Origin of the sequence: Bradyrhizobium sp. UFLA03-84 (genome assembly GCF_002289535.1) — a bacterium.
Taxonomy (GTDB): Bacteria; Pseudomonadota; Alphaproteobacteria; order Rhizobiales; family Xanthobacteraceae; genus Bradyrhizobium; species Bradyrhizobium viridifuturi.
Genome location: NZ_NSJY01000014.1, coordinates 1,167,018 through 1,190,286, shown reverse-complemented (window position 1 = coordinate 1,190,286; position 23,269 = coordinate 1,167,018). Strand labels below are relative to the sequence as shown.

26 protein-coding genes and 2 tRNA genes are annotated in these 23,269 nt (G+C 63.9%); 10 read left to right on the top strand and 18 right to left on the bottom strand.

Translation table 11 applies throughout. The features are described 5' to 3' along the window. Nucleotides 1–123 precede the first annotated feature (123 nt). The 4 genes from CK489_RS27160 to CK489_RS27145 all read right to left on the bottom strand — a co-directional run bounded on the left by CK489_RS27160 (nt 124) and on the right by CK489_RS27145 (nt 5,899). Nucleotides 124–1,038, bottom strand: a complete 915-nt coding sequence (locus tag CK489_RS27160; RefSeq protein ID WP_095734431.1) for a hydroxymethylglutaryl-CoA lyase — start codon at nt 1,036–1,038, stop codon at nt 124–126. Continuing rightward, a complete protein-coding gene (locus CK489_RS27155; protein ID WP_095734430.1) occupies nt 1,035–3,044 on the bottom strand; it encodes an acetyl/propionyl/methylcrotonyl-CoA carboxylase subunit alpha in 2,010 nt (669 codons plus the stop codon). The genes CK489_RS27160 and CK489_RS27155 overlap by 4 nt, the downstream gene beginning before the upstream one ends. A 15-nt stretch (nt 3,045–3,059) precedes the next feature. After that, nucleotides 3,060–4,664: a carboxyl transferase domain-containing protein gene (locus CK489_RS27150; protein WP_050630525.1), complete on the bottom strand. Its 1,605-nt coding sequence runs from the start codon at nt 4,662–4,664 to the stop codon at nt 3,060–3,062. Between the two features lie 62 nt (nt 4,665–4,726). Then, a complete protein-coding gene (locus CK489_RS27145; protein ID WP_095734429.1) occupies nt 4,727–5,899 on the bottom strand; it encodes an isovaleryl-CoA dehydrogenase in 1,173 nt (390 codons plus the stop codon). 192 nt (nt 5,900–6,091) lie between these two features. Between CK489_RS27145 and CK489_RS27140 the strand changes: the two genes are divergently transcribed. Beyond that, nucleotides 6,092–6,745: a TetR/AcrR family transcriptional regulator gene (locus CK489_RS27140; protein ID WP_050630523.1), complete on the top strand. Its 654-nt coding sequence runs from the start codon at nt 6,092–6,094 to the stop codon at nt 6,743–6,745. A gap of 2 nt (nt 6,746–6,747) precedes the next feature. After that, nucleotides 6,748–7,245, top strand: coding sequence for an Lrp/AsnC family transcriptional regulator (locus CK489_RS27135; RefSeq protein ID WP_198961055.1), 498 nt, complete (start codon nt 6,748–6,750; stop codon nt 7,243–7,245). 54 nt (nt 7,246–7,299) lie between these two features. Here CK489_RS27135 and CK489_RS27130 read toward each other — a convergent pair whose 3' ends face one another. Then, a complete protein-coding gene (locus CK489_RS27130) occupies nt 7,300–7,605 on the bottom strand; it encodes an ETC complex I subunit (RefSeq protein ID WP_021081192.1) in 306 nt (101 codons plus the stop codon). A gap of 257 nt (nt 7,606–7,862) precedes the next feature. Between CK489_RS27130 and CK489_RS27125 the strand changes: the two genes are divergently transcribed. Continuing rightward, nucleotides 7,863–9,026, top strand: a complete 1,164-nt coding sequence (locus tag CK489_RS27125; protein ID WP_095734427.1) for an OpgC domain-containing protein — start codon at nt 7,863–7,865, stop codon at nt 9,024–9,026. A 36-nt stretch (nt 9,027–9,062) separates the two neighbouring features. Here the strand turns inward: CK489_RS27125 and CK489_RS27120 are convergent, their stop codons facing one another. Next, nucleotides 9,063–10,883 carry a carbamoyltransferase family protein gene (locus tag CK489_RS27120; RefSeq protein WP_095734426.1) on the bottom strand — a complete coding sequence of 607 codons (1,821 nt, stop codon included), beginning with the start codon at nt 10,881–10,883 and terminating at the stop codon, nt 9,063–9,065. 377 nt (nt 10,884–11,260) lie between these two features. Here CK489_RS27120 and CK489_RS27115 point away from each other — a divergent pair, with 377 nt between their 5' ends. Then, nucleotides 11,261–11,527, top strand: a complete 267-nt coding sequence (locus tag CK489_RS27115; RefSeq protein WP_094194207.1) for a hypothetical protein — start codon at nt 11,261–11,263, stop codon at nt 11,525–11,527. 351 nt (nt 11,528–11,878) lie between these two features. On the opposite strand, the gene CK489_RS27110 is transcribed toward CK489_RS27115, so the two are convergent. The 5 genes from CK489_RS27110 to CK489_RS27090 form a co-directional block, all read right to left on the bottom strand. Beyond that, the gene (locus CK489_RS27110; RefSeq protein ID WP_050630519.1) at nt 11,879–12,655 is read right to left on the bottom strand and encodes a cyclase family protein; all 777 of its coding nucleotides are present in this window, start codon (nt 12,653–12,655) and stop codon (nt 11,879–11,881) included. A 334-nt stretch (nt 12,656–12,989) separates the two neighbouring features. Beyond that, nucleotides 12,990–13,066, bottom strand: a tRNA-Pro gene (locus CK489_RS27105). Between the two features lie 115 nt (nt 13,067–13,181). Next, on the bottom strand, nt 13,182–13,661 hold the full coding sequence (locus CK489_RS27100) for a DUF192 domain-containing protein (protein WP_050630518.1): 480 nt from the start codon (nt 13,659–13,661) through the stop codon (nt 13,182–13,184). 178 nt (nt 13,662–13,839) lie between these two features. Next, nucleotides 13,840–14,502, bottom strand: coding sequence for a cold-shock protein (locus tag CK489_RS27095; RefSeq protein WP_095734425.1), 663 nt, complete (start codon nt 14,500–14,502; stop codon nt 13,840–13,842). Between the two features lie 199 nt (nt 14,503–14,701). Then, nucleotides 14,702–15,418 carry an SIR2 family NAD-dependent protein deacylase gene (locus tag CK489_RS27090; RefSeq protein WP_095734674.1) on the bottom strand — a complete coding sequence of 239 codons (717 nt, stop codon included), beginning with the start codon at nt 15,416–15,418 and terminating at the stop codon, nt 14,702–14,704. 249 nt (nt 15,419–15,667) lie between these two features. Between CK489_RS27090 and CK489_RS41870 the strand changes: the two genes are divergently transcribed. Further along, nucleotides 15,668–15,829: a hypothetical protein gene (locus CK489_RS41870; RefSeq protein WP_198961034.1), complete on the top strand. Its 162-nt coding sequence runs from the start codon at nt 15,668–15,670 to the stop codon at nt 15,827–15,829. 139 nt (nt 15,830–15,968) lie between these two features. Here CK489_RS41870 and CK489_RS27085 read toward each other — a convergent pair whose 3' ends face one another. From CK489_RS27085 to CK489_RS27080, 3 genes are all read right to left on the bottom strand, one after another. Next, nucleotides 15,969–16,253, bottom strand: coding sequence for a hypothetical protein (locus CK489_RS27085; protein ID WP_095734424.1), 285 nt, complete (start codon nt 16,251–16,253; stop codon nt 15,969–15,971). 296 nt (nt 16,254–16,549) lie between these two features. Then, nucleotides 16,550–16,735, bottom strand: a complete 186-nt coding sequence (locus CK489_RS40975; RefSeq protein ID WP_143278228.1) for a hypothetical protein — start codon at nt 16,733–16,735, stop codon at nt 16,550–16,552. Between the two features lie 243 nt (nt 16,736–16,978). After that, a complete protein-coding gene (locus tag CK489_RS27080) occupies nt 16,979–17,326 on the bottom strand; it encodes a GrlR family regulatory protein (protein ID WP_050630515.1) in 348 nt (115 codons plus the stop codon). Between the two features lie 167 nt (nt 17,327–17,493). Between CK489_RS27080 and CK489_RS41470 the strand changes: the two genes are divergently transcribed. The 4 genes from CK489_RS41470 to CK489_RS27065 all read left to right on the top strand — a co-directional run bounded on the left by CK489_RS41470 (nt 17,494) and on the right by CK489_RS27065 (nt 20,249). Continuing rightward, a complete protein-coding gene (locus CK489_RS41470) occupies nt 17,494–17,667 on the top strand; it encodes a hypothetical protein (RefSeq protein ID WP_157860955.1) in 174 nt (57 codons plus the stop codon). A gap of 704 nt (nt 17,668–18,371) precedes the next feature. Beyond that, complete coding sequence (locus tag CK489_RS27075; protein WP_050630514.1) at nt 18,372–18,620, top strand: hypothetical protein; 249 nt, start codon at nt 18,372–18,374, stop codon at nt 18,618–18,620. A gap of 188 nt (nt 18,621–18,808) precedes the next feature. Next, nucleotides 18,809–19,261, top strand: a complete 453-nt coding sequence (locus tag CK489_RS27070) for a VOC family protein (protein ID WP_050420326.1) — start codon at nt 18,809–18,811, stop codon at nt 19,259–19,261. 346 nt (nt 19,262–19,607) lie between these two features. Beyond that, nucleotides 19,608–20,249, top strand: a complete 642-nt coding sequence (locus CK489_RS27065; protein WP_050630512.1) for a glutathione S-transferase family protein — start codon at nt 19,608–19,610, stop codon at nt 20,247–20,249. A gap of 63 nt (nt 20,250–20,312) precedes the next feature. Here CK489_RS27065 and CK489_RS27060 read toward each other — a convergent pair whose 3' ends face one another. From CK489_RS27060 to CK489_RS27045, 4 genes are all read right to left on the bottom strand, one after another. Next, nucleotides 20,313–20,558 carry a porin gene (locus CK489_RS27060; protein WP_095734423.1) on the bottom strand — a complete coding sequence of 82 codons (246 nt, stop codon included), beginning with the start codon at nt 20,556–20,558 and terminating at the stop codon, nt 20,313–20,315. Nucleotides 20,559–20,590: 32 nt separating this feature from the next. Continuing rightward, entirely contained in the window at nt 20,591–20,848 is a 258-nt protein-coding gene (locus tag CK489_RS27055) for a PilZ domain-containing protein (protein ID WP_095734422.1), read from the bottom strand. Nucleotides 20,849–21,016: 168 nt separating this feature from the next. Further along, nucleotides 21,017–21,091: transfer RNA gene (locus tag CK489_RS27050), tRNA-Glu, on the bottom strand. 399 nt (nt 21,092–21,490) lie between these two features. Next, a complete protein-coding gene (locus CK489_RS27045; RefSeq protein WP_143278227.1) occupies nt 21,491–21,832 on the bottom strand; it encodes a hypothetical protein in 342 nt (113 codons plus the stop codon). 181 nt (nt 21,833–22,013) lie between these two features. Here CK489_RS27045 and CK489_RS27040 point away from each other — a divergent pair, with 181 nt between their 5' ends. Further along, on the top strand, nt 22,014–23,246 hold the full coding sequence (locus CK489_RS27040; protein ID WP_095734420.1) for a Zn-dependent hydrolase: 1,233 nt from the start codon (nt 22,014–22,016) through the stop codon (nt 23,244–23,246). Nucleotides 23,247–23,269 lie beyond the last annotated feature (23 nt).

Below are 23,269 nucleotides of genomic sequence, written 5' to 3'. Positions count from 1 at the left end.
CAGCCCTGATTGCGCAAGCCAGGGGCGCGACTTGAGCGCCTTGAATCTACGCCTTGCAGCGCATAGCTCGAAGCGCGACCGCCACTTTGCCGCGGCCCATTCGCAGCGCTCACTCACCCACAACTACAAACCGCTGAGCCGCTTCCGCTTCGCGTTCAGCGCCGATGCGACGCGGCTCACCGGCGGACGGCCGAGCAGACCGGCAACCTCGTTCGTTGCGGCCAGCAGCTTCTCCATATCGACACCGGTATTCACGCCCATGCCTTCGAGCATGTAGACGACGTCCTCGGTCGCGACGTTGCCGGTGGCGCCGGGGGCGTAGGGACAGCCGCCGAGGCCGCCGGCGGCGGAATCGATGACACGGACGCCCTCCTCCATGCCTGCATAGAGATTGGCGAGCGCCTGGCCATAGGTGTCGTGGAAATGCATCGCAAGATTGGCCACCGGAAGCTCGGCGCCGACCGCGCGCAGCATCTCTCTGGCCTTGAGCGGCGTGCCGACGCCGATGGTGTCGCCGAGCGAGATTTCGTAGCAGCCGAGATCCCACAAGGTCACCGCGAGATCGGCGACCGCCTTGGGCTTGATCTCGCCGTCGAACGGGCAGCCGAGCACGCAGGAGATATAGCCGCGCACCTTGACGCCATCGGCCTTGGCGCGCGCCAGCACCGGCTTGAAACGCTCGATCGACTCCGCGATCGAGCAATTGATGTTGGCGCGCGAAAAACCTTCGGAGGCCGCTGCGAACACCGAGACGACCTGGGCGCCGGCCGCACGCGCGGCGTCATAGCCCTTCTCGTTCGGCACCAGCACGTGGAATTCGGCGTCCTTGATATGGCCGACGCCGCGCAGCACTGCGTCGGAGCTTGCCATCTGCGGGATCGCCTTCGGCGAGACGAAGGCGCCGACTTCGACAGTGTTGAGCCCTGCCGCAACCAGCGCCTCGACGAAGGCGATGCGCGCCTCGACGCTGACCGGCGTCTTCTCGTTCTGCAGGCCGTCGCGCGGCCCCATCTCGACGATATGGACCTGATTGCTCATGACGCAGCCTGCGGCTCCACCTCGGCAAGCTCGACGCCCTCGCCAACGATGTCGCCGACCTTGCATTTGAGCTTCTTCAGCACGCCGGCGTAGGGCGCGCGCAGGGTCTGCTCCATCTTCATCACTTCGAGCGTGAGGATCGGTGCGCCCTTCTCCAGCGTCGCGCCCTCCTCGGCCAGCAGCGCGACCACGGTGCCGGGCAAGGGAGCGACGATCTTGTCCTCGCCAACCAGCTCCTCGCTTTCACCGCCGAACGGATCGACCCAGTGCAGGTCGAAGCGGCCGTTGCGGGTGCGCAGGTAAAGCTCGTGGCCCTCGATGACCGACGCGACGCGCGACTTGAGGCCGTTGAGCGTCAGGTCGAAGCCATCCTCGCCGGCAGACGAGATCGCGAAGGCAAGCTCGCGCCCGCCGATCGACAGCGTCGACGGGCCGTTGCCATAGTGCAGCGTGATGGTTTGCGGCGGCTCGTGGCCCTGACGGAACGAGAACACCCGTTGGCGTCGGCCGACCGGCATCCAGCCGAACGCCTGCCACGGAGAGTTCGCCTCGCCTCGCGCCGCCTTCTGCTCATCATTGACGATCGCAGCCACCGCCGCGCACAGCTCGAACTCGCCTGCGGCACCGGTGCCGGCCGTCAGGTTCTTCAGCTCGCGCTCGATGAAGCCGGTGTCGATCGCATTGGCCCTCGTCGCCGGATGCGTCACCAGTGCCGACAGGAACGGGATGTTGGTGACGATGCCGCGGACGTCGGTCTGCTCCAGGCCGCGATTGAGCTTCTCGATCGCGGCCTCGCGGGTCGGCGCCCAGGCGATCACCTTGGCGAGCATCGCGTCATAGTATGGCGAGACGTTATCGCCGCTGCGATAGCCGGCATCGATCCGCAGGCCGTCGCCCTCTGGCGGCGTCCGCCAGGTCCTGATGCGGCCGACCGAAGGCATGAAGTTCTTCTGCGGATTCTCGGCGTAGACACGCGCTTCGATGGCGTGGCCGTTCAGCTTGATCTCGTTCTGCTTCAGCGGCAACGCTTCGCCGAACGCGACGCGCAGCTGCCATTCCACGAGATCGACACCGGTGATCAGCTCGGTGACGGGATGCTCGACCTGCAAGCGGGTGTTCATCTCGATGAAGAACACGTCCCTGCCGTCGGAGACGAACTCGATGGTGCCGGCGCCGACATAGTTGACTGCGCCGGCAGCCTTGCGGGCGGCCTCGCAGACGGTGTCTCGCTGCGCGGCGTCCAGGGTCGGCGACGGCGCCTCCTCGATCACCTTCTGGTGGCGGCGTTGCAGCGTGCATTCGCGCTCCCACAGCGAGAGCAGATTGCCATGGCTGTCGCCGATGATCTGCACTTCGATGTGGCGCGGGTTCTGCACGTATTTCTCGATCAGCATGCGGTCGTCGCCGAATGCCGCCTTGGCCTCGCGCTTGGCGCTGGTGATCGCGGCCGCGAGCTCAGCCGCTGAATTGACCACGCGCATGCCGCGGCCGCCGCCGCCGGCCGACGCTTTCACCAGCACCGGGAAGCCGATCCGGTTGGCGGCCTCCGCCAAAATCGCCTCGTCCTGGGCCTCACCGTGATAGCCGGGCACCAAGGGCACGCCGGCCTTCTCCATCAGCGCCTTGGAGCCGGACTTCGAGCCCATCGCCGTCATCATCTCGGCGGTCGGGCCGACGAACACCAAACCGGCGTCAAGGCAGGCCTGCGCGAATTCCGCGTTCTCAGACAGGAAGCCGTAGCCGGGATGCACAGCCTCCGCGCCGGTCTCCTTCGCCGCGGCGATCACGCGCTCGATGTTAAGATAACTGTCACGCGCCCGCGCCGGGCCGAGCAGCACGGCCTCGTCGGCGAGCGCGACATGCATGGCGTCGCGGTCGGCCTCGGAATAGACCGCGACGGTGCGCAGCCCCATGGCGCGCGCCGAGCGGATGACGCGGCAGGCGATCTCGCCGCGGTTGGCGATCAGCAGCGTGCGGAAACGCCGGTAGAGTCTTGAGCGGTCCATGATCAGATCCCTGGCTCACATCCTGAACAGGCCGAATTTGGTCGGCTCGATCGGCGCATTGGCGGCGGCCGACAGCCCGAGCCCGAGCACGAGGCGAGTGTCGGCGGGATCGATCACGCCATCGTCCCAGAGCCGCGCGGTGGCGTAATAGGGATTGCCCTGCTTCTCATATTGGGCGCGGATCGGCTCGCGGAACTTGTCTTCCTCTTCCGCCGACCAGCTTTCACCCTTGGCCTCGATGCCGTCGCGCCGAACCTGGCTCAGCACCATCGAGGCCTGCTCGCCGCCCATCACCGAGATGCGGGCGTTCGGCCACAGCCAGAGGAAGCGCGGGCTGTAGGCGCGGCCGCACATGCCGTAATTGCCGGCGCCGTAGGAGCCGCCGATCACGACGGTGAATTTCGGCACGCCTGCGGTCGCAACCGCCGTCACCAGCTTGGCGCCGTCGCGCGCGATGCCGCCGGCCTCGTATTTCTTGCCGACCATGAAGCCAGTGATGTTCTGCAGGAAAACCAGCGGGATGCCGCGCTGGCAGCACAGCTCGATGAAATGCGCGCCCTTCAGCGAACTCTCGCTGAACAGGATGCCGTTGTTGGCGATGATGCCGACCGGATAGCCCCAGATATGGGCGAAGCCGCAGATCAAGGTGGTGCCGTAGAGCTTCTTGAACTCGTCGAATTCGGAGCCGTCGACGATCCGCGCGATGATGTCGTGGACATCGAACGGCTTGCGGCCGTCAGCGGAGACCACGCCGTAGATCTCCTCGGCCGGAAACAGCGGCTCCTGGACGGCGCGCATGTTGAGCGGTGCCTTCGCCGGCTGCTTCAGCGTGCCGACGATACGCCGCGCGATCCCGATCGCATGCGCATCGTTCTGCGCGTAGTGATCGGTCACGCCGGACTGGCGGGAATGGACATCGGCGCCGCCGAGCTCTTCGGCGGTGACGACCTCGCCGGTCGCGGCCTTCACCAGCGGCGGGCCGCCGAGGAAGATGGTGCCTTGATTGCGCACGATGATGCTCTCGTCCGACATCGCCGGCACATAGGCGCCGCCCGCCGTGCAGGAGCCCATCACGATCGCGATCTGGGGAATGCCCTGCGACGACATCTGGGCCTGGTTGTAGAAGATCCGGCCGAAATGCCGCTCGTCGGGAAAGATCTCGTCCTGCAGCGGCAGGAAGGCGCCGCCGGAATCGACCATGTAGACGCAGGGCAGATTGTTCTGCCGCGCGATGTCCTGGGCACGCAGATGCTTCTTCACCGTCAACGGATAGTAGGTGCCGCCCTTGATGGTGGCATCATTGGCGACGATGATGCATTCGCGGCCCGCGATGCGTCCGACGCCGGTGATGACGCTGGCCGAATGCACGTCACCGCCATAGAGGCCGTTGGCGGCGAGCGGCGACAATTCGAGGAACGCGGTGCCCGGGTCGACCAGGAGATCGACGCGATCGCGCGCCAGCATCTTGCCGCGCGAGGTGTGGCGCTTGCGCGAGGTCTCACCACCGCCGCCTGCTACCTGCTTGAGTTTTTCGCGGAGCTCCGCGACCAGGCCCCGCATCACGTCGGCGTTGCGGGCGAATTCGGAGGATGTCGGGTCGATCGTCGAATGAAGCGGCATCGGTTGCACGTTTCGTTGGAGGAGCTGACAAGATCGGGGACGTCGGGCGATCGCGCCGAAGCTCAGGCTGTCTTGGCGAACAGCTCGCGGCCGATCAGCATGCGGCGGATCTCGCTGGTGCCGGCGCCGATCTCGTAGAGTTTTGCGTCGCGCAGCAGGCGGCCGGTCGGATACTCGTTGATGTAGCCGTTGCCGCCAAGCAGCTGGATCGCGTCCAGCGCGCATTGGGTGGCCTTCTCCGCGGCATAGAGGATGGCACCGGCGGCGTCCTCGCGCGTGGTCTCGCCGCGGTCGCAGGCCTTCGCCACCGCGTAGACATAGGCCCGCGAGGCGTTCATCGTGGTGTACATGTCGGCGATCTTGCCCTGCACCAGCTGGAACGAGCCGATCGGCTCGCCGAACTGCTTGCGCTCATGCACGTAAGGCAGCACGACATCCATGCAGGCCTGCATGATGCCGATCGGCCCGGCCGCGAGCACCGCGCGCTCATAGTCGAGACCAGACATCAGCACGTTAACGCCGCGGCCGACCTCGGAGAGCACGTTCTCCTCCGGCACCTCGCAATCCTCGAACACCAGTTCGCAGGTGTCGGAGCCGCGCATGCCGAGCTTGTCGAGCTTCTGCGCGGTGGAGAATCCCTTCATGCCCTTTTCGATGATGAAGGCGGTCATGCCGCGCGGGCCGGCGCTGGCGTCGGTCTTGGCGTAGACCACCAGCGTCTCGGCGTGCGGACCATTGGTGATCCACATCTTGTTGCCATTGAGGATGTAGCGGTCGCCCTTCTTGTCGGCGCGGGTCTTCATCGAGACCACATCCGATCCGGCGCCGGGCTCCGACATCGCCAGCGAGCCGACATGCTCGCCCGAGATCAGCTTCGGCAGATATTTGCGCTTCTGGGCCTCGTTGCCGTTGCGGCGGATCTGGTTGACGCAGAGATTGGAATGCGCGCCATAGGCCAGCCCGACCGAGGCCGACGCCCGCGAAATCTCCTCGACCGCGATGCAGTGCTCGAGATAGCCGAGGCCCGAGCCGCCATACTCCTCTTCGACCGTGATGCCGTGCAGGCCGAGCGCACCGATCTTGGGCCAGAGGTCGCGCGGGAAAGTGTTGGAGCGATCGATCTCGGCGGCGCGCGGCGCGATCTCGTTGGTCGAGAAATCATGCACCGTCTCGCGGATCGCATCCGCGGTCTCGCCAAGGTCGAAATTGAAGATTGCCGCCCGGTTCGAGGCCATGATCCCTCCCATGAGATTCATCTTGCAATTAAACGATCATACGTTTTTTTCTTGGCTTCGCAAGCGACTGTGCTATGGTTTGCGCATGAAATCGGCAGCTCATTGAATCTGCAGCGATTTCATGCGATATACATACGGTCGTTCGCTTGTTTCCTGCACTCCCTGGCAAGCCAACACCCCTCCGAGGCCCCGATGGCACGCACGATCGGCTCACATGGCCCCACGACGCTGGAGGCGATCCGCAAGGCCGGCGTGCGCCTGATCTTCGAGCACGGCTATGAAGCGATGAGCCTGCGCCAGCTCGCCGCGGAAGTCGGCATCCAGGCAGGCTCACTCTACAACCATATCTCAACCAAGCAGGACCTGCTGTTCGATCTGGTGCAGGACCATATCAACGATTTGCTGCGCGAGCTTGATCTGGCGCTGGAGGGCAAGGCCGATCCAGTCGAGCGGCTGCGCGCCTTCGTGGCCTTCCACGTCACCTATCACATGACCCGCAAGCGCGAGGTCTTCATCGCCAATTCCGAGCTGCGCAGCCTCGATGCGAAGAACTACGACGCCGTGGTGGCGCTGCGCGGCGCCTATGAGCAACGGCTGGCCGAGATCCTTGCCGATGGCGTGGCCGAGGGCGTGTTCGAGGTCGTCGACATCCAGGTCGCGACATTTGCGATCATCGCGCTCTTGACCGGGCTGTGCACCTGGTATCGCCCCGGCGGCCGGCTGACCCGCGACGCCATCATCGCGGCGCATGAGAAGCTGGTGCTGTCGGGGGTCGCGCCGCGGACCGCGATCGGAGAGCTCCGCAGCGGCGGCAATAGCCCGCGGACCGCAGTGGCCGGCTCGTGACTGTGACAGAACGCCCACAGCTCGATGACGTCGATCTGCGGATCCTGTCCGAGCTGCAGCGCGACGGCCGGATCCGGATCAACGAACTCGCCGAGCGGGTCGGCATCACGGCCCCACCCTGCTTGCGGAGGGTCCGCGCGCTACGCAGCCGCGGCGTGGTGCAGGCGATCCGCGCCACGCTCGACGAACGGCTGCTTGGCTATGAGGTGACGACCTTCGTGCTGATTCAGCTCGACAGCCAGAACCTGGTCGCGATCGAGGCGTTCGAGGCCGCCGTGGCGGCGGTGCCGCGCTTCCTGCAATGCTGGCGGATCTCGGGCGACGCCGATTTCATGCTGAGATGCGTTGCGCCTGATGTCAACGACATGCGCCAGCAGCTTTTGCAATTCGCCGGCCTGCCGAACGTCCGTAAAATTAGAAGCTTTCCGGTGCTCGGCGTCTCCAAGGATGCGCCGCTGCCGATTCCCGACGCGCTGCGGGCGCCAAGCCAGGCGCGCTGATCTGATCGCCGGCCCGGCTTGGTCCAACCAGTGGGTTCAGGCAGTCGGGACCGACTAGTGGGTCCACGGCTCCCAACGGCGGAACGCAAAATTGTCGGCGTAGGCGATCTGTCGGTGCGCTGAATCCTTCGGCTCGATCACCTGGTAAGCGATGCCCTTGCGCTCGCAATAGGCCACCGCCTCCTCCTTGGTCTCGAAGTGCAGCGTGAGCTGCTGCTTCATGTCGGACGACGAGGTCCAGCCCATCAGGGGCTCCACGGTGCGCGGCTGCTCCGGCTCGTAGTCGAGCTGCCACGCCTTGGTCTTGGCACGTCCCGATTGCATCGCGTTTTTGGCGGGCTTAAAAATGCGTGCGGTCATGGATGGTCGGCCCCGTGGGATGTGCAACATGGAAGCGATTTGAAGGAAACCGTCGGGATAGTATAGAGACACCGTTCAACGATCTGATCGGTGATTCCTCGATCTCGGAGGTCATCTTCGCCGGACCGGTATAGTCATTCTGCCGTGCTGTGACAATCTGGCCCGGGGGCCCAAGGGAGAGCCTCCGGAGAACCCCCGGGCCAGATTGTCACAGCGCGGTCTTCTCGACAGCATCACCTCGAGGAAGCGGCGCCCCCATGGAAATCCACGCTCATTTGCCCGAAAAAGGACGTGACCTCCGGCTCGACCTGTTCCGCGGGATCGCGAACTGGGCAATCTACCTCGATCACATCCCCGACAACATCGTGAACTGGATCACGACGCGCAATTACGGCTTCAGCGACGCCGCGGACCTGTTCGTCTTCATCTCCGGCTACACCGCGTCCTTCGTCTACGCCCGAATGATGCTGGAGCGGGGCTTCATCGTCGGCGCGACCCGGCTGACCAAGCGGGTCTGGCAGCTCTACGTCGCCCACATCATCCTGTTCGTGATCTACATCGCCTCGATCAGTTATCTCGCGCTGCGCTTCGGCGATTCCGAGATCATCAACGAGTTCAACGTCGCCGGTCTCGTCGACAACGCCACCGAGACGCTGCGCCAGGGGCTGTTCCTGAAATTCAAGCCGGTCAATCTCGACGTGCTGCCGCTCTACATCGTGCTGATGGGCCTGTTTCCGCCGGTGCTGTGGATCATGCTGCGGCAGCCGAACTGGACCATGCTGGCCTCGCTCGCGCTGTGGCTGGTCTCGCGCCATTTCGGCTGGAACCTGCCCGCCTACCCCGCCGGCACCTGGTACTTCAATCCGTTCGCCTGGCAGGTGCTGTTCGTGTTCGGCTCATGGTGCGCGATGGGCGGCGCGCGCGCCAACATGCACATCATCAATTCGCGCTACACGCTATGGTTCTGCGTCGCCTATCTGATCTTCGCGCTGATCATGACGATGGCCGGCCGCTTCCCGGATTTCGGCGCGATGTTCCCGCACTGGCTGTATTCGACCTTCAACCCGAACGACAAGACCAACCTCGCGCCCTACCGCTTCCTGCACTTCGTGGTGATCACGGTGCTGGTGATCCGCTTCGTTCCTAAGGACTGGTCGGCGCTGGAGTGGCGGGTGTTCGACCCGCTGATCGTCTGCGGCCAGCAGTCGCTCGCGGTGTTCTGCGTCGGCGTGTTCCTGTCCTTTGTCGGACATTTCGAGCTCTCGATGAGCTCGGGCTCGCTGTTCGCGCAGATCTTCGTCAGCATCTCCGGCATCGCGATCATGACGATCGTGGCCTATTACATCTCGTGGTCGAAGCGGCAGGACAAGCCGGTCAAGCCGCCGGCGCCGAAACCCGCGGCACCAGTGAAGGCTGCCTGACCCGAACGGTTAGAGCATGGCCTACCGGGCCATGCTCTAACCGCCGCCCCGGCTACCGTCCTGGGTGGTCGAGGAGACGATGGTGGCGACGTCGCCGAACGTCGTCATGACAGGCGTGACCACCTTGTGCATCGCGGTCTTCGACACCAGTGTGTCGTGCAGCACGAGGTGGTCGATGCCGGTGGTGAGGAAGCAGCTCACCGCATCCTGCGGCGTCTCGATGATCGGCTCGCCCTTGACGTTGAACGAGGTGTTGATCAGCACCGGCACGCCGGTCAGCGCCTCGAATTCCTTGAGCAGGCGATAGAGCATCGGGCTGGTTTCTTCCCGCACGCTTTGCACCCGCGCCGAACCGTCGACGTGCACGATCGCCGGAATCCTGTCGCGCCACTCCGGCCGCACCGGCTTTGCGATCAGCATATAGGGCGAGTCCTCCTCGCCCTCGAAGATCTCCTTCATGCGCTCGGCCAGCACGATCGGCGCGAACGGCCGGAACGCCTGGCGATGCTTGACGCGGCTGTTGAGGATGTCCTTCATCTCGGCCTTGCGCGGATCGGCGATCAGGCTGCGATTGCCGAGCGCGCGCGGACCGAATTCGGACGGTCCCTGAAACCAGCCGATCACCCGCTGGTCGGCAAGCAGCCTCGCGGTGTCGCGGCAGATATTGTCGCTGCGCTTCGCATCGATCTGGATGCGCACCAGGAAGCTTTGCAGCGCGGCCGCCACCTCCGCGTCGCTGTAGCGCCGGCCGACATAGGCGTGCTGCATCACGAACGAGCGACGTTGTTTCAGAATCTCCAGCCAGCCATAATAGGCGCAGCCGATGGCGATGCCGTCATCGCCGGCGGCGGGCTGGATCCAGATGTTCTCGAAGCCGGCCTCGCGCGCGATCCGCCCGTTGGCCACGCAGTTCAGCGCGACGCCGCCGGCGATGCAGAGGTTTTTGGCGCCGGTGCTCTCGCGCAGCCAGCGCGCCCGCTCAAGTAGCACGTTCTCGGTGTCGTCCTGCACCCGCCAAGCGATGTCCTCCCAATGCCGCATCGTCGGGCTCTTGTCCCAGTTGCCGCTGTCGAGCACGAAGGGCTGCTGGTTCTCGGCGCCCCAGAACGGCACGTGCAGCCTGCCGTCCTTCATCTCGAGCAGATGGCCGACCTGCTCGTGGCGGCCATAGGGCGCAAGCCCCATCAGCTCGCCGCACTTATTCCAGTCGCCGAAAACATAGGTCGAGACCCGGCTGTACAGCGCACCGAGACCGGGCATGTTGTAGAACTCGTCCGACAGCAGCCCGCGCGCCGGCTCCATGAAGACCTTCTTCAGGCATTCGAGCCTGGTGTCGTCGAACCTGTAATAGCTCTCGGACTCGCGGGCGAGCGGCGAGGCGCCATCCTTCGGATAGGACTCCATCGCATCGGCCTCGTAATTGCCGACGCCGTCGACGATCATCACGACGCCATCCTTGAACGGCGACACCGCGAACGCGCTGTAGGCATGCGCGAGGTGATGCGAGATCGACACCACCTTGTCGGATTTGGAGCGAAACAGCGGATGCTTGATTGCCTCGTTGCGCTCGGCGATCGGCAGGAAGCCCGGCATGTCCTGGTGGAGCATCCGCTCCTCCATCTCCGGCACCGGCAGGATGTAGCTGTTGCGCACCACGAGATCGACGTCGTCGAGCGTGATGCCTTCGGCCGACAGGCAGTAGTCGCTGACTTCCTTGTAGAAGCCGGAGGCGTGCTTCTCGCGGGTGATGCGCTCCTTGGAGATCGCGTAGGCGATCGCACCGTCACGCAGCAGGCAGGCGCTCACGTCATGGTCGTAGACGTTGAGACCAAGGACGTAGGTGTGTTGTTTCGGCATGGGCACTCTTCAGGGAGGATTCTCAACGCTCAGAGAACATGATCGTGTCGACTTCAAGTTCTCGACGGCATTTTCCGTGCATCGCAAATCTCTGCTTCTGCGATGCACAAATCAGATCGACGCCAAGTCGATGCAATGCAAGATGAACAGAATGAACGGCGGATGAACGACAAGATGAGCGCAGCAACCGCATCGTCCTATGCAGGCGGGGACTGTAACTTGACCTTACCTGTTGGTCTCAATAGAGTCGTTAAAGCTCGCAAGAACCTTAGTGAAAATATTGTCTTAGCATGCTCGAACCGGACGCCGGTCTCGCGCGTCTAAGCGAGACAGCCAGCATCAGTTCAGATGTTTGGAAGTGACTGGAGATCTTCGGAATGACTAAACGCTACAATATCCTGACTCGTTGCCTCGCAGCAGTCGCTTTGTTGTTCGTCTATGTCGCAAGCACCTCTGCCATCCTGGTCGGCGTCACCACAGCGCCTGCGCAAGCCTGGCGCGGACGTGGCGGTGGCTGGGGCTATCGCGGCGGCTGGGGCCGCGGCCGCGGTTGGGGCTATGGTCGTGGCTATGGCTACTATGGCGGTTATGTCGGTCCTCGTTGCTGGTGGACCCCGCGTGGTGTTCGCGTTTGCCGGTGGTAACAACCACCCGGCCGACACAAGCGATATTGAAGACATGAATCAGGTGCGTCGGTTTCGGCGCACCTGATTTTCTTTTGGGGCATTATTTTTTGGGATCAGGCTCGCCGGCGCGCGGCAACCTGTGGCGCGCAAGAAAGAGCCCCGGGAGACGCCGGGGCTCTAGTCACGGGAGAGAACGCTTCGGAAATCGGGACGCGAGGAGGAGCCGTCGGCCCGATCACCCAATGCATCTACTACGTGCATCAAAGCAGATTCGGCCCCCTCAGGCTGTAGCAGTGCCGCAACAATCTGGGGGAATGAACAGCCTGTCCACCGGTTCCCTCGCCCGACGAAAACCGCCTGAGCCCTGCTCTAACCGTCGAGGATGGCGACCGCCCTCGTCCATCCCGCCGACGCGCGCTCGATCTTCACCGGGAAGCACGACACCATGAACCCGGTCGAGGGCAGCAGCTCGAGATTGTGCAGCTTCTCGATGTGGCAGTAGCCGATGTGGCGACCGGCCTTGTGGCCTTCCCAGATCAGGCTGGCGTCTTTCGTCTCGGCATATTTCTTCGCGGTGAATACGAACGGCGCATCCCAGCTCCAGCCGTCGATGCCGGTCAGCCGCACGCCGCGCTCGAGCAGATACATCGTCGCCTCATAGCCCATGCCGCAGCCCGAATTGACGTAGTCGGGCTGGCCGTATTTCGCGCCGGCACTGGTGTTGACGACGACGATCTCGAGCGGCGACAGCGTATGCCCGATACGCTTCAGCTCGGCTTCGACATCGCCGGCGGTCGCGACATAGCCATCGGGCAGATGCCGGAAGTCGAGCTTCACACCCGGCTGCAAGCACCACTCCAGCGGCACCTCATCGATGGTCCATGATCGCTCACCGCGATTCATGGTCGGATGGAAATGCCAGGGCGCATCGAGATGCGTGCCGTTATGTGTCGAGAGCGACACCTGCTCGACGGCCCAGCCCTGCCCATCGGGCAGATCCGCGGCCTTCAAGCCATCGAAGAATTGCAGCATGCGCGGCAGCCCCTGCTGATGGTCGATGTACTGGATGGTCGGGTGGTTGCCGGGCGGATCGGCCGGAACATCGTTCTGCAGGGGAACGGAGATATCGATCAGTCTGCGCGCCATGGTGCCTCCTCGCGGATTGGTCTTGTCAGGCTGGACTACCCTGCCAGCCCGCGCGCGTGATCGGCAAGCCGCATCCGCTCGGGGCTGCTGACGTCAGGACTGGACTGCGACAAGGCGGCGCAAGGTTGAACCTATTTCCCGCCGGGGCGACCCATGGGCACTGGGGATTTCAGGGCCCAGTATTCGACGGCGCCGTCCGGACGAAGATATTCCGTTCGGGCGGCGTTGTTGCGCCAGGCAAGACAATCCCGATCGAAGTTTATTCGCACGAAGGCCCCCGCGACCAGGCCACGGCCTGCCCGATCAGCTCGTTCGATCAAGATTTGCGATGGGATGGTCGGGGCAGCTGGATTCGAACCAACGACCTGCAGTACCCAAAACTGCCGCGCTACCAGGCTGCGCTATACCCCGACATTTCCGAGAGGCCCCGTGGATACACGCTTCAGCCAGCGCCAGCAAGGCACCGGTGCGGGGCTTCCAGCGGCGAGATCGGCAGCGGTTTCAGTGCCGAAATCGCGTCAGAAACCTAGTGGCCGCCGAACAGCGGGTGGCCGACCCGGTCGCCGGGCTGGATGCCGTATTTCTGCGCCGTCCCGGCAATCACCTCGAGGACGCCCTTGGCGAGCCCCCGCGACGGAATGATCTTGGTCGACAACGGCTCGGTATTCTCGGCGATCCGCAGGATGCGCCCGTCGGCGCGGATGAAGATCATGTCGAGCGAGATGTAGGTGTTCTTCATCCACATCGACACTTCCTGTTCCGGCGTGAAGTCGAACAGCATGCCTTTGCCGTCCGCGAGCTCCTTCCGGTACATCAGGCCGGTCTCCTTCTCCTGCTCAGTGGTCGCCATTTCGACGGAGAAGACGTGCACGCCTGACTTGGTGACGATCTCGAGCGGCTGGACGCTGGCAGCCTGCGCGGCCGGCGCCAGCAGCGCGCCGAACATCATGACGAGGGAGGCCGCCAGCCAGGGGCGAAGCCGCCCAATCATGCGATCGAAATTCATCGACAAATACTCACACCGGGGAAGATTTTCCGGCGGACCCTAACCCGATGATTGCGGCAAATGCCAGAGCCCTGGAGGCTCGCCGGCGGCTCACGTTTCCGTCAGGGCAGGTAACCGGAGGGGTCTTGTTTGAGCATGATCTATCCGGAAAACCGCTTCGCAGTTTTCCGGATCATGCTTAGTGCGATGACAGCGCCGAGGGGCCGGTCTCCGGGTGGATCTCGGCGGCCATCATGCCCTTGGAGCCGGGCCCGAACCGCACCAGCACATACTGGCCGGGGCGCAACTCGGTCATACCGAAGCGGCGCAGTGTTTCCATGTGCACGAAGATATCGGGCGTGCCCTCGCCGCAGGTCACGAAGCCGAATCCGCGCAGCCGGTTGAACCACTTGACCTGCGCGCGCTCGAGTCCGCTGGTCGCGGTCACCGTGACGTGGGTGCGCGGCGGCAGCATCTGCGCCGGATGGATCGCGGTCGACTCATCCATCGAGACGATGCGGAAGGCCTGGTAGCCCTTGGCGCGCTGCACGCATTCGACGACGAGGCGTGCGCCTTCGTAAGCGGTCTGATAGCCATCACGCCGCAGCACGGTCACATGCAGCAGGATGTCGGGCCAGCCATTGTCGGGGACGATGAAGCCGTAGCCTTTCGAGGCATCGAACCATTTGATGACGCCGGAGACTTCGACGAGGTTGGCCGCGGCATCGCCGAGACCGGAGAAAGCATCCATCGCCGGATCGCGCGGCGCGCTGCCATACTCGCCCTGTGCAATCCTGCTTTGCCCAACTCCGCCGATCGGCGGTCCGCCGAGCTTCTTGGACTCAAATCCGTCCGACCCCATGACCCCGGACCCCACACATCAAATGCAGATCGCCGACATTGCGGCGCACCCTGTACACGCTGCTCTCCATCACCAACTCGTTTGGACGCTGCGCGAATCTCTCAACCAAAAGATAACACTCCCGCTTGCGGGGCATAGCTAAAAAACGATTCTATCGGGAACTATGAACAGTCTTGCACAGCCGCGAATCAATCAGGCATCAGTTGCCTACGAAAGGACCAAGCGTGTCGCCGATGTCGTGGCGGATCACCAGGTCGGCTATGCCGTCCTGATCGGTCGGCTCGTTGTTGATGATCACGAGCCGCGCGCCGCTTTCCTTGGCCATCATCGGAAAGCCTGCCGCGGGCCACACCACGAGCGATGACCCGATCGCCAGCAACAGGTCGCAGTCCCTGGCGAGTTCCGCCGCGCGACGCATCGCATCCTCGGGCATCGACTGCCCAAACGAGATCGTCGCGGTCTTCACCGGATCACCGCACTCGGCGCAGTCGGGCGCGCCACCGGTCTTGTCGAAGTGCTGCTTCACCCACGAGAGCTCGTAGGCCTTTCCGCAACCAATGCAGCGGGCGTAGGTGGTGTTGCCGTGCAGCTCGATCACGTCATCGCCCTTGAAGCCCGACGCCTGATGCAGATTGTCGATGTTCTGGGTGATGATGCCGGGAACCTTGCCTGCACGGTACAGCGACGCGAGCGCACGATGCCCGCGCCCGGGCTTCGCTGCCGCAAATGTCGGTTCCATCGCGAAGCGGCGGCGCCATGACTCGTCGCGCGCCTCCTGACTGGCAACGAACTCGTCGAACGGGATCGGCCGGTTGCGGGTCCACAGCCCGCCGGGTGAGCGGAAGTCGGGAATGCCGCATTCGGTGGAGATGCCGGCCCCGGTGAAGGGTACGATCGACGATGCCTCGGCAATCATGTTGCCGAGCCGCTCGACGCCGCTGCGCAAGTCTTTTGCAATCGAGTCTTTGGCGATCACTGGAAATTTTCCGGTTGGCGGCCGCGACTATAGCACGGCTTGACCGATTGCGAGCTCGGGGGCGACGGCATCGACCCGGTCGCCGCCGCCCCAGCATCATCACATTCCTGCACGGCCTGCTCCGCATTGACGCCCAATTCGCCGATGCCAATGCGCGCGGGGATAGGACCATTACGACGAGGATGGGCAGTGACCGATCGGGAAGACAGTGCCGCGCGTGAGCGCGAAGAGATCGTCGCACGCGTTGCCAGCTTCAGGGCCACGCAGCAGAAGTTCGAGCGCGATCGCCAGGAATTCTACGACAACACGCTTGGCAACGTCTGGGGTGGATTTCAGCGCAAGAGCGCGTAATGCCCCACGCCCTCACCCGGCAATCGCACAGCGAGCCACGGGCAAAGCCAGCGGACGCCAAGCGAACGGATCGGCGCGCGATCAGATCGTAACGCTCGATTGCGAAAGCCCGGAGCGATGTGCTCCGGGCTCGTCGCCGTTACCAATAATGGCGATAGTAGTGGTGCCGATAGTACGGGCCGCGATAATAGGCGTAGCCGGGGCCGCCGTAGTAGCCATAGCGCGGACCATAGTAGTAACCCGGATCGTAGCCGGGCCCGTAATAGCGTGGGCCGTAGTACGCACCGGCCGCGCCCGCGGCGAGTGCACCGGCCGCCAGACCGAAAGCCAGGCCGGGACCGATACCGCGCGCCTGCGCCGGCGCCGTGACCATCGTTGCACCAACCGTCGCGACGGTCGCCAAAACTGCCAATGTCCTTTTCATGCCAACCTCCTCACGTGGTGATGTGCACCAACGCGGGCGGATGGGGATGGTTGCTGCAAAAGCCTGTGCCGGTTCCCCAGCCATGCGATAGCGCAAAGCTACCATCGGTTAGCGATGGAACAAAAACACAACCTCAGTGATTAGGTGTGATGTGAGCGAGGTTGGCATCGATGCCGGCGTGGATGGAACTGCTGTTGAACGTGATGGGCTTTGCCGGCTTTATCGGCATCGCGATGTATCACAAGCATCCGAACGGAAAGCTGCCGGACTGAGCGCCAGCGTCGCCCGCAGCCTGCTCAATTTGCCTTGCGCGCCTCTCCTGCCGTCCGGACCAGCCGGTCCGCCTTCACGAGCACCTTGCCGCTCTCCGGCTGCGGCCGGAGCCAGAAGCTGATCACCACAAAGGCGAAACAGAACAGCAAGCCCACCACCATCACACGCCGGTGGGTCGGTCGGTCTGCGCTATGGAACGATGGCGTCATGGCTGTTACCTGCAGTCATCTCAACTGCAATCGCAGGTGGTGGCAACGCCATCCCACCCTTAACCTAACTCGGTAGGGTTAGCGGTGGTCCGGTACGGTGCGGGCGGGATGCCTTCAGCGCCGGCCTGCCGTTGAATCCACAGCATGTCCCGCGCTTGTCCGCAGCAAATCCACAGGGGTGGCAGCCCCATTTCCTCAACAGGCTTCAGCTCTTGCTGCGCACCCGTCCACAGCCTCGCCCGATCAGGCGTCCGCCAGGCGTTTCAGGGTTGCCTGGAAGCCCAGGCTGCGGGTTCCGACCAGCACGGTCCCGAACACCTCGGCCTGATCGCCGCTGAACGTGCCGGTGAAGCCGCTCGTCACCTCCTGCCCGGCGAACAGCGGCCGGGTGAACGGGTCGGAGAACGGGGAATGCTGGTTGGTCCTGAGGTGCCCCTTCCAGGTGCCCTCGCCGGCCGTGTAGGCGCCGATCGACCAGAAATATGGCCCGCCGCCGATCAGGAGACCGTCCCGCAGGATCAGGACACCGCTATCGCGGCCGCGCACGCCGTCGGTCATATGGATATGGATCGAATAGAGCCCGTTCCGCATCGATCACGCCGTCCGGTCCTGAAGGGCCGCAGTATGACGCCAAGCCGGGCGGCGCGCGAGCACGCCGATACCGTCCGGCCGCCGATTCGGGCCGAAGGCGCAGAACCGGACGCTAACAAGTCATTAAGAAAGCCCTGACAAGGTTCGACCGCCGGAGGGAGAGAGCCATGCTCATTTACCCCGTACCTGCCGAAGTGACGCAAGCCCGGGTGCAGCTCGTCGTCGATCAGACGGCGAAGGAGCAGCCACGCATCATCAGCGCAGATGTTCTTGACGTCTTCGCCGCCAAGAACAAGGCCGACCGTGATGCCGTCGAAACCATGCTCGACATCAAGGTGTGAGGTCGCAATCGGGCAAAGGCGCTTGCAGACGTCGCGGCGCGTGCCTTGCACAATCGCACGTGATCCGGGACGCGCCATCTGCAGGCCTCCGATGCCCGCACAAAATCCGCACGCCGGGTTTTTCCGTTGAACCTTTAGCACCGCGCGAAGACCTAAATGCGCTGGGGATTTCAGGGCCCAGCGTCTGGCGCAGCGCTGTGGGGCGAGCATATTCCGTCTACGCGGCGCTGTTGCATTTTATAAATTCAACCTTAAGTTTGATCCCAACAGTTGACGGCTCACGCCCTGAGAGATCCCCAGTCCGTCAGCTGGGAAAGCCCCGCATCCAGCCTGCGGGGCTTTCCATTTCTGCGCTGGTGGAACCTTCCGCCGCGAGCAGCGTTAGCTGTCCTGTTGCCGACACGATCTCCCCAAGGCCGGTCGGCATCAGACCTCGCGAGCCCGCTCGCGGGGTTTTTGCTTTTAGAGAATGTCCAAGCTCGCGCGTCCTTGATTGGCGGTCGCGGGCTTTCGATGGGATAGAGGCGAGTGCCTCCAAGGCTCGACCACGAAAGCCCCGTTCCGGAATTTTCCCGGGCGGGGCTTTCTCGCATCGCTTGCGGCACACGCTTGCGGCGATGCGGCCGCGCATAAAGCTTTAGGTACCGCGCCAATCGGGCGGCAATCCCTCGAGTGCTAGCAAGGCGCGGCATCAGGGGCAGCACATGTCAGAAGACCAGTCGTCAGCCGATCTCGCGCCGATCATGTGGAAATGGTTGGTGCGGCTGATCTGGTTCGGCAGCATCGGGTTCTTTCAGTTCGCCGAGATCGAGCGATGCCTGAGCAGCAACACCTACCGTCCTTTCTTCGGCCTGTACGCCGGCCTGGTGTTCGCTCTCGTCATCTGGTTCATCGCCTGCGCGATCCGGAACATCGCCCAGCGCGCCGAGGCCTGGCAAGGCCCATCGGGCTGACCCGTTGCTCAGGGATCAAGCCTTCACGCAATCGCGATCACGAATGGCGGGAAAGCGCGAATGTCAGCGTGGCAGATCCGCAGGTTTAGCGCTGCCCCTCGATGCGATTTGCTGCTATTTTCCCTTACGGACCATCCCGCCCAAACAAGCATCTCTGCAAGACTCTCTGAATCTGCCAGGAGGAAAACATGCGCTATCTGCACACCATGCTGCGCGTCCGCAATCTCGATGTCGCGATGAAATTCTATCAGGACGCGCTCGGGCTCAAGGAAGTGCGCCGCATCGACAACGACAAGGGCCGCTTCACGCTGGTGTTTCTCTGCGCGGAGGAAGACCTCCATCTGCTCAAGTCCCTGCCGCAAACCCGCGGCGCGCCGCTGGTCGAGCTGACCTACAATTGGGACGAGGAGAAATACGGCGAGGATCGCCATTTCGGCCATCTCGCCTACGAGGTCGACGACATCTACGCGACCTGCGAGAAGCTGATGAAGATGGGCGTCACCATCAATCGTCCGCCGCGCGACGGCAACATGGCGTTCGTCCGCTCGCCCGACCTGCACTCGATCGAGATCCTGCAGAAGGGCGATCCGAAAGCGCCGGCCGAACCGTGGGCCTCGATGCCCAATACCGGACACTGGTAAACGCCGCGCCCACGCACACGTTCCTATGCCCCATCCCGTAATGGTGCGCGGCGCGATCGTTAGGAACGTGACGCGGCCGTTGACGTTGCCTCCCCACACGAGGAATGCGAGGAGGCAACGGAGATGGGAAAGGGAATTTTGCTTTGGCTGTTGGGCGTGCCGATTCCGGTGATCATCGTGCTGTGGTTGTTGTTCGGTCACTGACGGCGCTTTAACGCGTGCATATCGACGAGGCTCTGCCGCAACGCGGCGGAGCCTTCTTTTTTGATCTCGATACAATTCATCCCGCGCTTTTTCCCGGCGCTTCGGCTAAGAACGCGCGCAAAGCAGCGGGAAGAATCGCGTGATGGACAGCAAGCCGCAACTGACGATCTGGGGCCGGGCCAATTCGGTCAACGTGCAGAAGGTGCTCTGGTGTCTCGCCGAGCTCGACCTGCCCTATCAGCGCATCGATGCCGGCATGCAATTCGGCAAGAACGATCAGCCCGACTATCTCAGGATGAATCCGAACGGCCGCGTCCCGACGCTGGTCGACGGCGACTATGTGCTGTGGGAATCCAATTCGGTGATGCGCTATCTCTGCATGGCCTACGGCCAGAGCTCGTCGATCTATCCGCAGGCGCCGAAGGCGCGCGCCGCGGTCGACCGCTGGCTCGACTGGACACTGTCGACATTGCAGCCGGTCGACCGCCCGGTGTTCTGGGCCTTGGTGCGCACGCCGCCGGAGCAGCGCGACATGGTCAAGATCCAAAAGGACGCCGATGCCGAGGCCGTGGTGTGGCGCGTCGTCGAGGCGCAGCTTGCGAACCGCCGGTACGTCGAGGGCGATCAATTCACCCTCGCCGACATCGCGCTCGGCGCCTTTGCGCGGCGCTGGTTCGGTGTCGAGGGCGTCACCAAGCCGAAGCTGCCCCATCTCGAACGCTGGTACGGCGAGATCGCGCAGCGGCCGGCCTTTGTGCGCGTCGTCGCGCCGCCGATGTCCTGAGCGGCCAGGCGGTTAAAGCATAATCTTTTCGGAAAACCGCTTCGCACTTCTCCGGATCATGCTTCAACGTCCGCTCGACATCCCCGCGCCGACACTGACGGCACCGCCGAGCTTCACGCAGGTGTCGGTGCCTTCGACCTTGACGAAGCCCGCTCCATACGACGCACAGGGATTGCCGCGCGTCGCGGATTTTGACGGCAAGGTCCTGCCGGCGTCCGGTGGCATCTGGAAATTGCGGCGATCGCCGGCTTGCGCGAACGCTACGGCGGGAAGCAGGAGGGCGATGACGGTGAAACAGGTCTTGCGCATCCATCCCTTTTATCGCGCGCGCCCGAATGAGGCTAGCGCACGAATTTGACGCCGAACGTCCTGCCCTCGCGCCAGACCACCTCGCAGGCGCGCCCGGTGCGGGCGTCGCGCGAAAACGCCAGCCGCAGCTTGGCCGGCAGCGTGTTGTTGTCCTGGACCGTGATTTTTGCGCCCGTCGTGGACATGTCCTCGACGACGCAGGGCCGCGCGGCGAATCCGCCGTCGAGCGTGATCCAGCCGGACTGACGCAGCGATTTGCGCGTTTCGCGCTTCTTGGACCCAAGAGCCATCTCATCATCCCCGCGATCACGCCTATCGCCGGTGGCTTACCAAAGGGTTGCCAAACCGCCTCGTATTGCAGCGATTGCGCGGGTTGTTCACACCCGCCGGAACGCCCGGCGAAAGCCGTCCGCCCGAGGACGATCATCAAGTTGGCCGGATTTTCGATTTTGCGCTGATGGCGCTCCCTAGCGGAATCGAACCGCTCTCTCCACCGTGAAAGGGTGGCGTCCTAACCGATAGACGAAGGGAGCAAAACTCCCGGCAAATCAATACGTTAGACGTGAGATGCGCCGGACTGGCCGCTACCGGCGAACGGCTGCGACGGGCGAACGTATAGTGGCGATTGGCCGGACGGGCAAGCGTTCAGAACGCTTTTCCCGGATCGCCGCCAGATTACCCGCGACGGTTCACCTGCAGGACAATCCGGCCTCGATCGAGGTCCAGAAGCCGCAATGCGACGGCACATGCGCATGGGCCCGCGAACCGCCCACATGAATCAGGATGGCGGCCGCAAGCGCGACGACGGCAACGGGAACAATCAATCCTCGGAGCGACATTTTTCGGAACGGCATGGGCCTGCGCATCGAACCATATCGTGGCCTAACTAAGGCCGGCAGATCGGACGGCAGCAACACGCTCCGCGCCAGCCGCTAGTGGTTGCTGGCGACGTCCTGACGATTGGTCGGCTGCGCCGCCGCTACCGCCGGCTTCTGCTTGATACAGGTGCTGCAGATCACGAGCTTGCGCGCCAGCCGGTCGTCGGCATCCTGTTCCGACAATTGCGTCTCGGCTGCCGCCGGCGACGCATTGCGCGCGTGGCGGCGCGGCTGCGGGGCATTGGGATCCTGGCCGGCACCGTCCCAAGCCAGCGGACCTGTTCCCGGCGGCGGGGCCGTCATGCTGTATTGCTGCGAATATTGCGCGCAGGCGCCGAGCGCGATCGGAAGAAACAGCACAGCGGCCTTGCGAGCCCAGTTCCGGAATGCAGACATGATCACACTCACACGCTATTCGTACCGCGACACCAGTACTGCGACCTAAGAGCAGAACCGCTAAGAAATCGTTCACCCTGATTGTTCAGTCGCATTCAACCACGACGGCATCAAGACGGGATTGCGGCGCGAAGCTGCAAAATCGAGCCGCAAATCAGAGACGCAAATTCGGAGTCCAACCATGCCAGGCATCAACGGTCGCTTCGACGGCAAGCGCGTGCTCGCCGATCTCAATGCGCTGCGCGCGATCGGCGCCTACAAGACCGGCGTGCACAAGCCGACCTTCTCGGAACCGCATCTGCGCTCGCTCGACTGGCTCGCGGCGCGGTTGCCCGATGCCGAGCTCACGGCAACGATCGACGGTATCGGCAACGTGTTCGGCACCAGCGCGAAAGCGGGGCCGAAGCTGCTCGCGGGCTCGCATCTCGAAAGCCAGAACCATGCAGGCTGGCTCGATGGCCCGCTCGGCGTGATCTACGCCCTGGAGGCCGCGCGCGTCATCAACGGCGACCCCGGCATCAACGGCGCGGTCGAAGTTGCCGCATGGTGCGACGAGGAAGGCCATTTCGGCAGCTTCCTCGGCAGCCGCTCGTTTGCCGGCGCGGTGACCGAAGCCGATATCGATGCGGCACGCGACCGCTCCAGCGATCGCACCATGCGACAGGCGTTGCAGGATGCAGGCTTTGCCGGTCGCCCGCGCCTCACCGCCGAAGCCGGCCGCCACATCGGCTATCTCGAAGCGCATATCGAGCAAGGCGACACGCTGGAAGCGAGCCGGCTCAAGATCGGCGTCGTCACCTCGATCGTCGGCATCTGGCAATATCGCATCAATTTCACCGGCGAGCAGAATCATGCCGGCACCACGCGGATGGCGGTGCGCCGCGATGCGGGCCTGGCCCTGGCGCGGTTCTGCGTCGCGATCGACGACAGCTTCCCTGCCCTGTGCGGACCGCGCACGGTGTGGACCACCGGCCGCATCACGCTCGACCCCGGCGCGCCGAGCATCATTCCCGGCGGCGCCGAGATGCTGTTTCAGATCCGCGACGATAATCCCGAGGTGATCGCGCGTCTCGAGGCGCACCTGCATCACCTGGCGGAACAAGCTACCGCGCAGGGCCGTTGCGGCGTCAAGGTCGAGCGCATCCGCACCGGGGTGCCCGCCATGATGACGCCTGCGTTCCAGGACGCGATCGAGGCCGCGAGCGCGGCCTGTGCCGGCGGCAAATCCATCCGCATGCCGAGCGGCGCCGGCCATGATGCCCAGGTCCTTGCGACCCTCATGCCGGCGGCAATGCTGTTCGTGCCGTCGATCGGCGGCATCAGTCATCATTGGAGCGAGAACACCGACGATGCCGACATCGTGACCGGCGCCGAGGTGTTCGTCGACACCTGCCGGCGGCTGCTGGCCGGCTAGCCGCTTCATGGCGACGCCGCCGC